Source organism: Amycolatopsis alba DSM 44262, assembly GCF_000384215.1.
Lineage (GTDB): Bacteria > Actinomycetota > Actinomycetes > Mycobacteriales > Pseudonocardiaceae > Amycolatopsis > Amycolatopsis alba.
The window spans coordinates 9,008,805-9,021,883 of the sequence record NZ_KB913032.1 but is presented as its reverse complement, the minus strand read 5'-3'; the positions used below and the strand labels follow the sequence as shown (position 1 = coordinate 9,021,883).

At 68.8% G+C, this 13,079-nt stretch carries 11 protein-coding genes; 5 read left to right on the top strand and 6 right to left on the bottom strand.

Going from position 1 to position 13,079, the window contains the following annotated elements:
* Positions 1-26: 26 nt before the first annotated feature.
* Positions 27-2,954, bottom strand: a complete 2,928-nt coding sequence (locus AMYAL_RS0141435) for an FHA domain-containing protein (RefSeq protein ID WP_245193340.1) — start codon at positions 2,952-2,954, stop codon at positions 27-29.
* 58 nt (positions 2,955-3,012) lie between these two features.
* Between AMYAL_RS0141435 and AMYAL_RS0141430 the strand changes: the two genes are divergently transcribed.
* Positions 3,013-3,921, top strand: coding sequence for a hypothetical protein (locus tag AMYAL_RS0141430; protein WP_020637207.1), 909 nt, complete (start codon positions 3,013-3,015; stop codon positions 3,919-3,921).
* Here the strand turns inward: AMYAL_RS0141430 and AMYAL_RS0141425 are convergent.
* On the bottom strand, positions 3,918-4,781 hold the full coding sequence (locus AMYAL_RS0141425) for a sterol desaturase family protein (protein WP_020637206.1): 864 nt from the start codon (positions 4,779-4,781) through the stop codon (positions 3,918-3,920). The two genes, AMYAL_RS0141430 and AMYAL_RS0141425, sit on opposite strands and share 4 nt — an antisense overlap.
* An 85-nt stretch (positions 4,782-4,866) precedes the next feature.
* On the opposite strand from AMYAL_RS0141425, the gene AMYAL_RS0141420 reads away from it, so the two are divergent.
* A complete protein-coding gene (locus tag AMYAL_RS0141420) occupies positions 4,867-5,478 on the top strand; it encodes a TetR/AcrR family transcriptional regulator (protein WP_245193338.1) in 612 nt (203 codons plus the stop codon).
* Here the strand turns inward: AMYAL_RS0141420 and AMYAL_RS0141415 are convergent.
* The 4 genes from AMYAL_RS0141415 to AMYAL_RS0141400 all read right to left on the bottom strand — a co-directional run bounded on the left by AMYAL_RS0141415 (position 5,453) and on the right by AMYAL_RS0141400 (position 9,896).
* A complete protein-coding gene (locus AMYAL_RS0141415) occupies positions 5,453-5,962 on the bottom strand; it encodes an NUDIX domain-containing protein (RefSeq protein ID WP_020637204.1) in 510 nt (169 codons plus the stop codon). The two genes, AMYAL_RS0141420 and AMYAL_RS0141415, sit on opposite strands and share 26 nt — an antisense overlap.
* 130 nt (positions 5,963-6,092) lie before the next feature.
* Positions 6,093-8,597: a PQQ-dependent sugar dehydrogenase gene (locus tag AMYAL_RS0141410; RefSeq protein WP_020637203.1), complete on the bottom strand. Its 2,505-nt coding sequence runs from the start codon at positions 8,595-8,597 to the stop codon at positions 6,093-6,095.
* A gap of 364 nt (positions 8,598-8,961) precedes the next feature.
* Entirely contained in the window at positions 8,962-9,399 is a 438-nt protein-coding gene (locus AMYAL_RS0141405) for a PPOX class F420-dependent oxidoreductase (RefSeq protein ID WP_026467878.1), read from the bottom strand.
* Between the two features lie 98 nt (positions 9,400-9,497).
* Entirely contained in the window at positions 9,498-9,896 is a 399-nt protein-coding gene (locus AMYAL_RS0141400) for a hypothetical protein (protein ID WP_020637201.1), read from the bottom strand.
* Positions 9,897-10,047: 151 nt separating this feature from the next.
* On the opposite strand from AMYAL_RS0141400, the gene AMYAL_RS0141395 reads away from it, so the two are divergent.
* From AMYAL_RS0141395 to AMYAL_RS0141385, 3 genes are all read left to right on the top strand, one after another.
* Positions 10,048-10,680: a peptidase inhibitor family I36 protein gene (locus AMYAL_RS0141395; protein ID WP_020637200.1), complete on the top strand. Its 633-nt coding sequence runs from the start codon at positions 10,048-10,050 to the stop codon at positions 10,678-10,680.
* A 79-nt stretch (positions 10,681-10,759) separates the two neighbouring features.
* A complete protein-coding gene (locus AMYAL_RS0141390) occupies positions 10,760-12,211 on the top strand; it encodes a hypothetical protein (RefSeq protein WP_020637199.1) in 1,452 nt (483 codons plus the stop codon).
* Between the two features lie 56 nt (positions 12,212-12,267).
* Complete coding sequence (locus AMYAL_RS0141385) at positions 12,268-13,008, top strand: hypothetical protein (protein WP_051137743.1); 741 nt, start codon at positions 12,268-12,270, stop codon at positions 13,006-13,008.
* The last annotated feature ends 71 nt before the right edge of the window (positions 13,009-13,079 follow it).

Here is a 13,079-nt window from a genome sequence, read left to right as displayed (position 1 = left end):
TGGATGCGGGGGACTAAACGCGTAGGTCAAGCTTCTCTGGGACGCCAGCGCGCGAGCTGTTCCCGGACCTTCTCCGTTTCCGGATGCCGTTCGCCCCGGACCTCGATGGAGTCCTCCAAGAGCAACACCCATTCCGAGAGCGCCTCGGTGATCTGGCCGGCTTCGGCGCGAACCAGCGCCTGCCCGAATCGGAGATCGAGGACGTCGGGATGCCGGTCGCCCAGCCGCTCCCTGGCTTCGCCCACCAGCTGTTCGTACTCCTGTACCACCGGAGGAGCACTCTCGGTCAAGGCGCTCCAGAAGGCGATGTTGTGCCGGACGTGCATGACGATCACGTCGTCGCCCAACGCGTTCTTCGCCCGTGGCAACAGTTCCCGGCTCAGCCGCAGGGATTCCGCGCCGTCGCCGGTCTTGCCGACCGCGACCGCGAGGAGATGGCGGGCGTGCAGGGTTTCCCGATGGCTCGGCCCGAGCGTGCCGGTCGCATCTCGGACGAGGGCTTCGAATGCCGCCCGAGAATCCTCCGGGCGGTTCAGCTCGCCGAGTAGATGGCCGATGTTGTTGCGGATGCTCAGTACGTCCTCGTCGCCGGCACCCAACGTTTCGGTGGCAACGAGCGACAGCGGCTCGAACAGTGCGAGCGCCCCGGCCAGGTCGCCCGCTTTGCCCGTCCAAGTCGCGTGCCGGGCCTTGCAGCGCACCGTGATCCGGTGCGTCTCCCCGAGTTCCCGTTCCGCCCGCCGGGCCCACCTCGCCCAGTTCTCCCGGTTCTCCACCGGGATCCCGGACGCCCGGCGCTCCACGGAAGCGAGCGCGTCCTCGTGCAGTCCCGCGAGCCACAGGAACTCGGCTTCGCTGGTGGCCGCATACGCCTGTTCCGGGGTCGGCTCGTCGTCTCCGGACACCGGTTCGATTTCCGACATGGCCGCCGCCAGCCGGGCATGCAGCGCCGGCATCGCGTCGGGCATGGGGCCGGTCCACAGGACGGTTTCGGCGGGCAGGCCCGCTTGTGTCCGGCGGACGGCGGTGCGGAGACCGGCGAGGACGTCGCGGACGTACACCGCCTTGTCCGGGCCGCCGCTCGCGGCGCTCGCCTTGGTCAGGATCGAGATCGGGATCGGGCCGCGGTCGGCCGCCAGGCACAGCAGGTCCAGCAGGACCGCCCGCGCGGGCCGGGGTGCGGGCAGCGAGCCGGTGTCCTCATCGGACTCCGGCCAGCTCTCCTCCTGACCGACGCTGATGAAGGTGACCGTCGAGTCGCCGAGCCGGACCACGTCGCGATGCGTCAGCTTGGCGTTCAGGATCCGCTTTTCGCGCACGAAGGTGCCGTTGGCCGAGTCGAGGTCGGTCAGCGACGCTGTCGTCCCGTCCCAGCGGATTTCACAGTGCACCCTGGAAACCCGCGAGTCGCCGAGCTGGAGGGTCGCGCGGCGGCTGCGGCCGAGTGTCGTGAACCCGTAGGAGAGTTCGTGGTGGACGGGCGCCCGGCCGGGGACGTCGACGATCAGGGTCGCGGGGGTGAGTCTCGGTGACGTCGGCGAATTGCCGCCAGGAACGTCGCCTGCCGGTCGTGGTCCGGGCCTGGCGGGCCGGTGGTCCGGCGAGATCATCGGATCCACGACGGGCGAGGGGATCAGCCGCACCACGGTCGAGGCGGGGAGTTTTTCCGGGGTCCGTGTCGCCACCACCGTCTTCACCCACGAGAGGTCCGGATCGGTGGACAGGCTCCGCAGGAGACCGATCAGGCGCGCGGCGACGTCGGGGTCGAGATCGTCGAGCCCGTCCAGCGCGATCCGCACGGGACTGCCGGTCCATTGTGGAGTGATCGTCCGCAAGGGACCGAGGATCGCCAGATCGAAAGCGCTTGCGCCGTTGCGTGCGTCCTCGTCGAGGGTGTCCAGGAACGCCGCGCGGGACTCGGCGAACCACGGGATCGTGTGCCGCAGCTGGCGGGCCAGTTCCCGTGCGAGCTCTTCCGCGGTCTGCCCTCGGACGGCGAACAGCACGGCGTGCAGGAAGTCCGGCGGCACATAGGAACCGGCCACCGACGGGCGGGCGAGCGCGGCCAGTGTCGCCGATTTCCCGGCACCGGGCTTCCCGGCGATCGCGACCAGGCGGGCCCCGGTGAGCAGATGCCCGACGGTTTCCCCGAGTTCCGGGTTCTGCCGGTAGTTCGCGGTCAGCCGCTCGATGTCCGGAGCCGCGGGATTGCCCGCGAGCGGCGAGCGGCGCCACGAGGGGGAGGAGTTGAGCGCGAGCCACAGCCCCTGGTCGGCGCCGATGATCTCGCGAGTGCCGTCGAAACCCAGATGGACGGCCGTCTGCGCCGGGCACAGCCCGGTGATGACCCGTTTCAGATCCGCGCAGCGGACATGCTCGCCGAAACTCGTGTGCCCCGAACGCAGCATGGTGATCAGCGAGCGGCTGAAGCAGCCGTTGGCCGCGACGCGGTCGTCGGACGCGGTGAGCAGGTCGAACCGCCTGCCCGCCTCGCCGACGATCCGCAGCCAGCGTTTGCCCGCCTGGAGCGCGCCGATCCCCGCGTGGCAGGTGTCGAGCAGGATGACCAGACCGTCGAGCGTCGAGTAACGACCGAGCAATTCCTTGATCCGCTGGGCGAACAGGAACGACTTCCGGCTGTCCACCGGCAGGCTGGTCTCCTTGGTGAGGAAGTAGAAGTCGTCGTCCGCGTATTCGCCGTGCCCGACGAGCGACAGGAAAAGCGTCGCCTCGTCCTCCGACGCGCGTTCGAACGCCTCGACCAGTGCGTCGTCGAGTTCGACCATCGTCGGGTCGACGAGCAGGCCGCGGCCGTCCGCGAGCGCGGGGACACAGCCGCCGATCCCCGGATCCAGCAGTGCCGACGAAACCTCGTGGCCGACGTCGGGGAGAAACGAGAGAAGGTTCAGCGAATCGCATTGCGACGCGACGACCAACGACCTCCGCTCTCCCACGGAGATCACTTTGTCTCATCGGCGGTGCACCGGCAAGCACTTCGGCGATACTGTCCGCATGGCTCGGATCGTTCTGGTGCACGGCATCGCCCAGGAACAGAAGTCCGCGGACACCCTCGAGGCGGAATGGCTGCCGAGTCTGGCGGGCGGGGTCCGGCTCGCCGGCGATCCCGCGCTGGCCGACAGCCTGTGGCGCGACTCCCGCCCCGGCGACGCGCGGATGGCCTTCTACGGTGACCTTTTCCGCCGCGACGGCCAGCAGGGCGGCGCCGACGAACTGACCGCCGAAGAGTGGGGGCTTGCCGAGGCACTGGCGGCGGAGTGGCTCCGGAACGCGGCCTCCCGGTCGTCTCGCGAAAGCGACCGGAACCGGGCGCGAACCGAGCTGTCCCACCTCGGCGGGGCGTCCGAGGAGTACCAGGGTGTCCGCGCCGCCGCCCGTCCGGTGCTGAACGCGCTGATGCGGCTGCGGCCGTTCGCGAGGCTCGGGGTGGCGTTCGCCGAACGCGTGCTGGTCAAGGCACTCAAACAGGTGACGCTTTACCTCACCGACGAGACGATCCGGAACCAGGTGCAGGACCGCGTCGCCGAGCACGTCGGCCCGGAGACCGAAGCGATCATCGGGCATTCGCTCGGTTCCGTCGTCGCCTACGAAGCCGCTCATCTGCACGGCCGCCCGCTGCCGTTGCTGCTCACCCTCGGTTCGCCGCTCGGCCTGCGCACGGTGGTCTACGAGCGGACGCGCCCGCAGCCGCCCTCCGTCCCGCCCGGCGTCGCGAGCTGGGTGAACCTGGCCGACCGCGACGACCTCGTCGCCGCGAAACCGGACCTCGGCCCGCTGTTCCCCGGCGCGGACGGCGTCCTGGACAGCGGCTACACCGTCGACAACGGGGCCAAACCGCACGAGGCGGCGTTCTACCTCGCCAAACGCCGGACCGGTGAGGTCCTCTCCGCCGCGCTATCCTAGGCCGCCTCGACCTTCGCGGGCTGCCAGCCCGGCGGGCCGAACACGTAGCCGAGCCTGTCCCGCCACGACCCGGCCGCGCGGACGTCACGCAGGATCGAGCCATACTCGTGGAAGCCGACCTTGAGCAGGTTGTGGGACTCGACGTTCTTGGTCAGCCCGTACGTCGGCCGCTTGCCCTCGGGCACGAAGCTGCCGAACATCCGGTCCCAGATGATCAGGATGCCGCCGTAGTTCGCGTCCAGGTACTCCTTGTCGCTGCCGTGGTGCACACGATGGTGTGAAGGCGTGTTGAACACGTACTCGAACCAGCGCGGCAGTTTCCGGATCTTCTCGGTGTGCACGAAGAACTGGTAGACGAGGTCGATCGACAAACCGGTGAGGATCATCCACGGCGGGATGCCGGCGAAGGCGAGGATCGACCAGAACGGCAGCTGGAAGTACGGGGTCCACTTCTGGCGCAGCGCCGTCGAGAAGTTGTAGTGCTCACTCGAATGGTGCACCTGGTGGCCCGCCCACATGAGCCGGACGCGATGGCTGGCCCGGTGATAGGCGTAGAAGACGATCTCCTGGCCCAGCAGCATCAGGACCCAGGTCCACCAGTCGTGCGGGCTGAACTTCACCGGCGCCAGCTCGTAGAGCGCGGCGAACACGAACAGCATGGCGATCCGGAAGACGCCGTTGATCACCACCGCCACCGCGCCCATGGACATGCTGGTCCTGGTGTCCTTGACGCTGTAGCCGATGACGTTGTCGTCGTGGCCGAGCACGTGCAGCGCGAGGATCTCGATCGCGACGAACAGCAGGAACACCGGTGTCGCCATCAGCACCGGGTCACTCAGATGGGCAAGAAACTCCGCCACCGCGCCGCACCCTCTTCCAGGACTCGTGATCTGACTATCAGGTAACTTACCCTAGGGTCATTTACCTCAGGGTAAGATAACCGCCGTGACTGAAGCAAGGGCCGTCGGCACGAAGGGGATGCCCCGTGAAGAGCGGGAAACCCAGATCGTGCGCGCCGGGACGGAGGAGTTCGGCAAGAACGGGTACGCCGGGGCGTCGATGGTGGAGATCGCCCGCCGGGTCGGCGTCACGAAACCCTTGCTGTACCAGTACTTCGGCTCGAAGGACGGGTTGTACCTCGCGTGCCTGAACCGCGCGGGGGACAGGCTGACCGAAGGGGTCGCCGAGACGATGGCGGCGGAGGGCGAGCCGCCGGAACGCATGCCGCTCGCGGTGCTCTCGGCCATTTTCGAGACGTTCGACAACGACCGGTACGCGTGGAAGCTGCTGCGTGACCCGACGGTGCCCTCGACCGGTGAGATCGCCGGCGTCGCCGTCGACTACCGCTACCGGCTCGACGGGTTCGCGCTGATCGGCGCCGCCCAGCTGATGCACTCACGCGGGCTGGACGACGACCGCGACATCGAGGCGATCGCCCAGGTGTGGACCGGTGTGGTCGATTCACTGATCAGCTGGTGGATCGACCAGCCCGATCAGGACGCCGCGGCGATGACCGAGCGCTGCTCGCGGATCATGCGGAACCTGTTCGGCTGGTGAGCGCGGCGGCCGCGGCCTCGACATCGGCGAAGGCGAGCGGCGGGCGGTCGGCCAAGGGGAACCAGGCGTATTCGGAATTCTCTTCCGACAGCACGATCTCCGCGTCCGGCGGGAGTTCGCAGGTGAAGGCGAGCCCGATCGTCTTCAAGCCGGTGTCGCCGTAGACCGATGAGTACGATCCGGCGAACCTCAGGTTCCGGAGTTCGCAGCCGATCTCTTCGAGTCCTTCGCGGACGAGGCTCTCCTCGGCGGTCTCGGCACCGGAGAGGAAACCGCCGACGGTGTCCCAGCTGCCCTTCCGGGGCTCGTGTTCCCGGCGCAGCAGCAGGATCCGGTCGCCGTCGAGGATGAGACCGACCGTGGTCGGCAGCGGGTTGTCGTATTTGGTGAAGCCGCAGGCGGGGCACTCGGCGCGGGTGTCTTCGCCGTCGCCGGCGAGCCTTGTCCGGTCGCCGCAGCGCGGGCAGAACTTCCAGTCCTTCACCGGCCGAAGCCTAGGCCGTTCCCGTGAAAACGCCACCCCGCCGGGAAAACCCGGACGGGGTGGCGTTCCTCCAGTTCACACTGGATACGGTCGGGGTGCCCGGCGCCGCTCCGGACACCCCGGCCGTGACTCAGGACGCGGCTTTGGAGTTGCCGCGCAGTTTGACGTTGGCCGTCGAGGCGTTCTTGATCGCCGTCTCGATCTGCGCCATCGTCGAGGACGAGGACAAGCCCGGCACCGTCGCCGTGTTCAGCGCGTAGAGCGTGAACGTGTAGGGATGGCTGGAGCCGCCGGGGCAGGGGCCGAAGTACTTCTGCGAGTTCGCCCCGCTGCCCATGGCCTTCTGCTTGGCGCCGTTCTGGTTCGGGACGGAGTAGCCCGCTCCCAGGCCTTCGGGCAGCGACGCCGCGGAGGCCGGGATGTCCCAGATCGCCCAGTGCAGTTTGTTGTCGCTGTTGGCCACGTCGGCGAAGACGATCGCGTAGCCCTTGGCGCCGGTGGTCCCGGCACCCCACGCCAGCGGCGGGGAGGTGTCCTGACCGGCGGTGCCGTCACCGGCGCAGGAGTACTTGTCCGGAATCGAGGCGTTGTCGGCGAACGCGGAGCTGGCCAGCTTGAACGCTCCCGGCTGCGAACCACCGGGGAACTTCAGCCGCACCACCACGTTGTCGATCCCGCTCGGCGTGCCGCCGTTCTTGTCGGCGTTGGTCGAGGTGACCCACAGGCCGCCGTCCGGGGTCTTGGTGACCGACCGGAGCCTGCCCCAGCGGCCGGAGAACAGCGACTGCACCGAACCGACGCCGTTGCCCGCCGCGTTGATCTGGGTGGCGAAGAGCTGCTCGCTCGTGACGGCCGCGACGTAGATCCAGTCGTTGACGATCTCGATCCCGCTCGGCCCGCCGGAGCTGGTCGGCCAGGTCTTCTTCGGCGCGACAGTGCCTCCGCAGGAGCCATCGGTGCCTTCGCACTGGGGCCAGCCGAAGTTGCCGCCCTTCTGGATCAGGTTGAGCTCGTCCAGCTTGCCGTCACCGAACTCCGAAGCCCACAGCTGGCCGCGGGAGTCCCACGCCAGGCCCTGCGGGTTGCGGTGCCCGAAGCTCCAGACGTAGCGGGCGTTGCCCCCGGTGGAGAAGAATGGGTTGTCACCCGGCGCCGAACCGTCGGGATTGACCCGCAGGATCTTCCCGTTGAGCGAGCCCTTGTTCTGCGCGGTGTCCTTGTTCTGCCCGTCGCCGGCGGTCACGTAGAGCTTGCCGTCCGGGCCGAAGCGGATCCGCCCGCCGTTGTGGTAGCGGTTCTTGGCGATCCCGGTGAGCACCGGCGTCGACGTCGAGGACAGCGTCCCGTTGTCGTAGGTCATCTTCACGATGCGGTTGTCGCCGGAAGCCGTGTGGTACAGGTAGATCGCGTGATCGGTGGCGTAGTTCGGCGAGATCGCGATGCCGAGCAGGCCGCCCTCGCCGTTGGTGCCGACCGCGCCGGGGACCTTGCCCACCGTGGTCTTCTGGCCCGACGGCGTGATCCGCAGGATCTCGAACCGGTCCCGTTCGGTCGCCAGCGCGCTGCCGTCCGGTAGGAAGTCGACCGACCAGGCGAGGTCCGCCTTCGTGATGTCCTTGTCGTACTCTGGGATCCCGCCGCCCGCGGCCCCGCTCGTCTTCGCGGTCACCGCGGTGCTCGCGGCGGAGACGTTGCCTTCGAGGTCGCGCGCTTTCACCGTGAACGTGTACGACGTGTTCGCCGTCAGCCCGGTGATCGTGGCGTCGAGGGACGGGGTCGTCGCGACCTTCGTGGTGCCCTGGTAGACGTCATACCCGGCGACGGTGCCGCTGTCGTCCGTGGAAGCGTTCCACGCCAAGGAGACGCTGTTCGCGGTCACCGATGTCGAGCGCACGTTGCCCGGCACGGTCGGCGGGGTGGTGTCCCCGCTGGACGGTGTGGTGAACTGCACGACATTGCTTTGCTGCGAAGGGTTTCCGGCCGCGTCGAAGGCGCCGACCGAGATGTCGTAGGCCGTGTTCGGCTGCAGGTTGTCGACGGTCGCGGTGAGCGTGTTCCCGTCGACGGACTTGAGGATGTTGCCGCCGCGCATGACGTCGTAGCGGACCACGCCGACGTTGTCGGTCGCGGCTTCCCAGGTGAAGGTGGCGCTGCGGGCCTTGATGTCCTTGGCGGCCAGGTTCTTGGGCGGGGTCGGCGCTTCGGCGTCGGACACCCCGCTCGCGGTGAGCTTGTCCGCGTTGGGACCGCCTTCCGCGGTCGTCGCGGTCGTGCGGATCTTGTTGGCCCCGGCGGCCAGTGCGACGTCTTTCGTGACGGTCTTCCAGGTGGTCCACGCGCCGGTGCCGGGGAACGACAAAGTCCCGGCGGCGGTGCCGTTGATACTCAGCGAAACCGGCCTGTCGACCGTGGTTCCGTTGGCGTAGCGGAAAGTCAGTGTCTGGGTTCCGGCCTGCGCGGCGTTCACCGTGTACTCGACATAGCTGCCGACGACGTTGTCGAAGTTCACGAACCCGGTGCCGGAATAGCCCGCGTGGTTCTTCTCGACGGCGCCTTGGGAGATCGTCGCGGCTTCGGATTCGTAGTCGGTCGGTGCCGCGCCGGCCGGAAAGGCAGGCAGGACGGCGAGGGTCATCGCCGTCGCGGCGGCACACGTGAGAACCGCGCGCCACGGGGGTCGGGGTGCCACTGGAGCCTCCATGCGTGAAGTGGGGGACGGGGAGGTGCAACGGCGGAAGGTTTAGTTAGGAAACTTTCCTATCTATGGCTCAGATCACACACCAGTGGGTGCTTCGTGTCAATAGTCGACCGACATCAACACGGAGTGTCACGGATGGTCGGCGCATCCGGGTGTCGCTGCCAGTGGGACACGGTGGTCGTGAGTGCCGTGTCGTTGAGGTGTGCCGGGCAGAGCGGTGCTGCGAAAGCCACTTTCGCAACCTTCGACGTTACGAAAGTGGCTTTCGCAACGCTCATCAGTTCACGGCAGAGACCAGGCGTCAGCCCGCGATGTCGGCCCGCGCGATCACCTTTACGATTTTGGCCCGCACCAAGGATTCCTCGGGTACGGCGTTGCGCCTGCCGTAGGCATCGGCCTGGTCCGCGCCCATGTACCGGCCACCGAGCCTGGTCGCCCATTCGAGCATCTCGTCGTAGTCGCTGTGCAACACGGCCTCGGCGGTGAACTGCACGTACGAGTACGGCGGCTTCTGGTCGTCGACGGCCAGCGAAAGCCGCGGGTCGCGCCGCAGCGCCTTCCCTTTGAGCGTGTCCGTGCCGGTGGTGAAGATCAGCTCGTCACCGTCGGGCCCCTCGTTCAGCAGGAACCACACCGGCGTCACGATCGCCGCCCCGTTCGCGCGGACCAGGCCGAGCATGCCCGTCCGGGTGCCCTCACTCGCGAATCGCCACCACTCGTCCCGGCTCATTTCACGCATGAACCAGACGTTACCGGGGCGCGCGGCGGTGAGCAGCCCCCAGTCACCCGTGGGTGGTGCTGCCCGGACCCCCGGTCACCGGGCAGCACCGGTTCCGGCTACCGGCAGGCGAGCCGGGTGATCTTGACGACCTCGTCGTCGTGGATGCGGTGCCAGGTGCCCGACGCGTAGGCCGGGCCGCCGTCGTAGTCCTCCCCGCCCCATCGGTTGACGATCGTGCGCAGATGCGCGGTGCAGCCCACCGGGATCCGCACGCCGTCGATGTCGGTGCGCGGGCCGGTCCGCCCGCCGGGGCTGAGGGGGGTGGTGTCGGTGTAGATCTGGCCGTTGAAGTTCTTGGACACCGTGACGACGCGTGAGGTGTCGTTGAAGACCCCGCCGCACCAGTTCACGACGGGGGTGCAGTTGCCGTCCTCCGACGCCGAAGCCGGCGCCCAGCTCGCGCCCGAGATGAGCAAAGCGACTGCCGCGGCCACCGGAACGAGTGAACGTTTCATGGTTAATTCCTCCCTGATCGGTTGTCCGACACCTCCACGACAGCAGCCGAACATGCGTCTCACCAGGGAAAACGGTGTCACGCCGTGTCGCGTCTTGTCCCGCGACACCGTGACCGGCTGCGTCAGAATGGCGATGGGGAGGGGGTGGACCATGTCCACTGCGAAGGAGTTCGGTGCGCTGCTGCGCGAGGAGCGCGGAACGCTCACTCAAGAATGCGTCGCCAAACGATCCGTGCTCGGTCAGGACGCGCTGACCCGGCAGCGGGTCTCCAACATCGAAAACGGCCTGCTGCCGACGGCCGGGCAGTTGCGCTGCTATCTGCGGGGCTGCGGCAAACCCGAACTGTTCGAGCGCTTCGACGGGATCCGGAGCGAGGTGAAGACGGGCCAGCCGCGCGCCAAGCCGTGGCGAAGACGCGCGATCCGGGTGGGTTCGGGCGTGACGGCCGGGCTCGCCGTCGCCGCCGTCGTGTTCGCGCTGTCCACGGATCGCTCCGGCTCGGCCCCGGCGGCGGCCGTCGCCCCGGACTGCGTGGAGGGTTTCCTCTGCTTCTGGCCGGAACCCGGCTACGGCGGGGCCAAGGTCCAGCTTCCGCCGGATTGGGCAGGCGACGGACGCCAGTGCGTCGCCCTGCCGTTCCCGGCGCGGTCGATGGCGAACCGCAGCGCGGAGCGGCAGTGGGGCTACGCGGGGCGGGATTGCGCGGGCGGTGACCGGACGATCCTGCAGCATCGAGGGGGCGCCGAACCCTCGATCCTGATCCAGTCCTACATCCACACCTGAGCCGAGGCCGGTCACCCGTGCGGGGTGCCGGGGGCGGCGACTAGCCTGGCCTGCTGTGCGAGACGACGAGCTGACCGGGATGGGGCTGGCCGACGAGGGGCTGACCCGCCGCCTCAAGGCGCTGGCCTGCACCGCGCCCTTGCACGACCTCGACGCGCGCAAGGCGAAGCTGGACTGGGCGGACGCCACGATCTACCAGATGGCCGAGATCGCCCTGCACACGATCGACCAGGTCACCGTGTCGATGGACTTCGACACCGGCGCCGACCACGAACAGGTGATCGTGCGGCTGCTGCCGTTCGTCGCGCTCCAGGCACCCGGCCGGACGCCGGACGAGCACGCCAAGGTCGCCCGGTGGGTCCTCGACAACTTGATCAACGTCGGCACCACCGATCGCGGGTTCCGCCGCGTCTACGGCTCCATCGGCCCCGGCGGTGGCTACCAGCGCCGCCAGTTCGACTTCAAACTGCTGGTCGAGCTGGCCGCGCCCAACGGCGAGGTCTACCTGCGCGCCACCGACGAAGCGATCAACGTGCTCGTCGGCGCGCTGGACACCGACGTCGAATCCGCCCAGATCGCGGCCGAGGTCAAACTGGAGAACCTGATCAGCCGCGGCCGCCTCGCCGACGCCAAGCTCGCCGCCGAACAGGCCCGCTACCGGACCGTCCAGTACGGCGAGACGCTGCGCGCCAAACTCGACGCCACCCGGCGAGACGTCCGCGCGGTCGACTGGGAACGCGAGGTCCCGGACCTGCTGGACCAGGCGCTTTCCCATATCGAGTCCCGCTTCCGCGCCGAGAACGCGATCCTCAAGAACATCACCGCGTCGAGGGACGAGACCGAGGACCTCGACCGCAAACGCCGGGCCGCCGAACTCGTCGACATCGTCGGCGACTGCATCCGCCGCCACACCCGGTTGCAGTCGCGTCTCGCCGACGCGGGCGCGGTGTTCCGCGCCGAACAGGACCGCCAGCAGTTCTCCGGGCCGCCGCAGCGCGCGACGATCGACCTGTTCGGCCAGCTCCTGCTGCCGACGCTGGGCCTGCCGATCGCCGAAGCCGTCGCGCCAGCCGAGTCGTTCTTCCACGCCTGTGCCGGGATCTCGCCACCGACCGTGCCGTCGCTGTCCTCGCTGGTGTCGCTGTTGCTGAGGCCGGCACCGGAACGCGACCAGCTCGTCGGCGAGATCCCCGAACCCGAGCTGATGCCCGCCGACGTCACCGACAAGTTCGGCGACGAGCAGTGGCGCCTCGCCGACGACCTGCTCGACCTGCCCGAGGTGCCGCGAAGGCTGTCCGGGCTGCTCGAAGAGGCCCGCCTGATCGATCCGAGGCTGCCCGCCCTGGTCGCGTTGCGGGCGGTGCACGCCTACAGTCCCGAGGTCGGTGCGGCGCTGCGGCTGGGGGAGCGCCAGGTGCTGCTGGCCGTCGACGACGGCACGGTGCTCGAAGATCCCGAGTTCGGCGGAGCGGATCTGCTGCTTTCGTCGGCCAGGGTCGATCGCCACGAAGAAGAGGAGGAGGTCGCGTGACGACGGGGATTTCTACAGGGGACGTCGAATCCGCGGCCCGGCTCGTTTCGTTCGGCATGCGTCCGAAGCAGCTGCCGTCGCGGGACGTCGTGTACGGCGACCTCGTCCGGCGCTACGGCGAGGACAGGGCGTTCAAACAGCTCACCCACGCGGTCGCGGCCGGACTCGGGCTGATGGTGCTGGAGGTCAACCTCCAGGCCGGTGCCGTGCTGGCGGCGACCGACGAGTCCGTGTTCGAGATCAAGATGGACAGCTACGCGCGCCAGAGCAAGATCCGGGAACGCCGCGAGACCGAGAAGGTCCTGCACGGCCTCGTCCACCTGGCGACCGCCGCGCTCGGCTACCCGCGCCCGGACGACCTGGCCAACGACACCTACATCGGCCGCGTCAGCGTCGAGCAGGTGGACGCGATGGTGCGCGAGGCCTGCCGGATCCTCGACGAGCGCGCGGCGGAGGCCGAGGCGAACAACGACCCGCTGGCCGACGCGCCCGAACTCGAACAGGCCTGGCGCGCCTACGCCCGGCGTCCGGCGGCCGCGGCGACCAAGGACGGCAGGCTGGCGTCGGACACCACGCGCGGCATGGTCGCGCGAGCCCTGCGTTTCCTTGCCGACCAAGGCTTTCTCGTCCAGGTCAGCGGGGAACAGGGCGGGACCTATCGCACGACGCCGCGCTATCAGGTGCAGGTGCGCGAACTCGCCGCCGACGCGGCCTTCGACGATCTGCTGGAGCTGAACGTGGTCTCGGTCGCCAACGGCGGCGGGACCCTGCGTGCCACTTCGTCGGACACGCTGTAACGGCTGGTGGGCGGAGCAGCAGTGGTGAACGGAAATCAGCCGACAGGAACCCGCCCTGGCCGTAGGCCCCG

Excerpts from the sequence above, each read along its gene's own strand:
- AMYAL_RS0141430 (WP_020637207.1), top strand. The coding sequence starts at position 3,013 with ATGGCTCGGATCGTTCTGGTGCACGGCATCGCCCAGGAACAGAAGTCC.
- AMYAL_RS0141385 (WP_051137743.1), top strand. The coding sequence starts at position 12,268 with ATGCGTCCGAAGCAGCTGCCGTCGCGGGACGTCGTGTACGGCGACCTC.
- AMYAL_RS0141400 (WP_020637201.1), bottom strand. The coding sequence starts at position 9,896 with ATGAAACGTTCACTCGTTCCGGTGGCCGCGGCAGTCGCTTTGCTCATC.
- AMYAL_RS0141410 (WP_020637203.1), bottom strand. The coding sequence starts at position 8,597 with ATGACCCTCGCCGTCCTGCCTGCCTTTCCGGCCGGCGCGGCACCGACC.
- AMYAL_RS0141390 (WP_020637199.1), top strand. The coding sequence starts at position 10,760 with ATGGGGCTGGCCGACGAGGGGCTGACCCGCCGCCTCAAGGCGCTGGCC.
- AMYAL_RS0141405 (WP_026467878.1), bottom strand. The coding sequence starts at position 9,399 with ATGCGTGAAATGAGCCGGGACGAGTGGTGGCGATTCGCGAGTGAGGGC.
- AMYAL_RS0141395 (WP_020637200.1), top strand. The coding sequence starts at position 10,048 with ATGTCCACTGCGAAGGAGTTCGGTGCGCTGCTGCGCGAGGAGCGCGGA.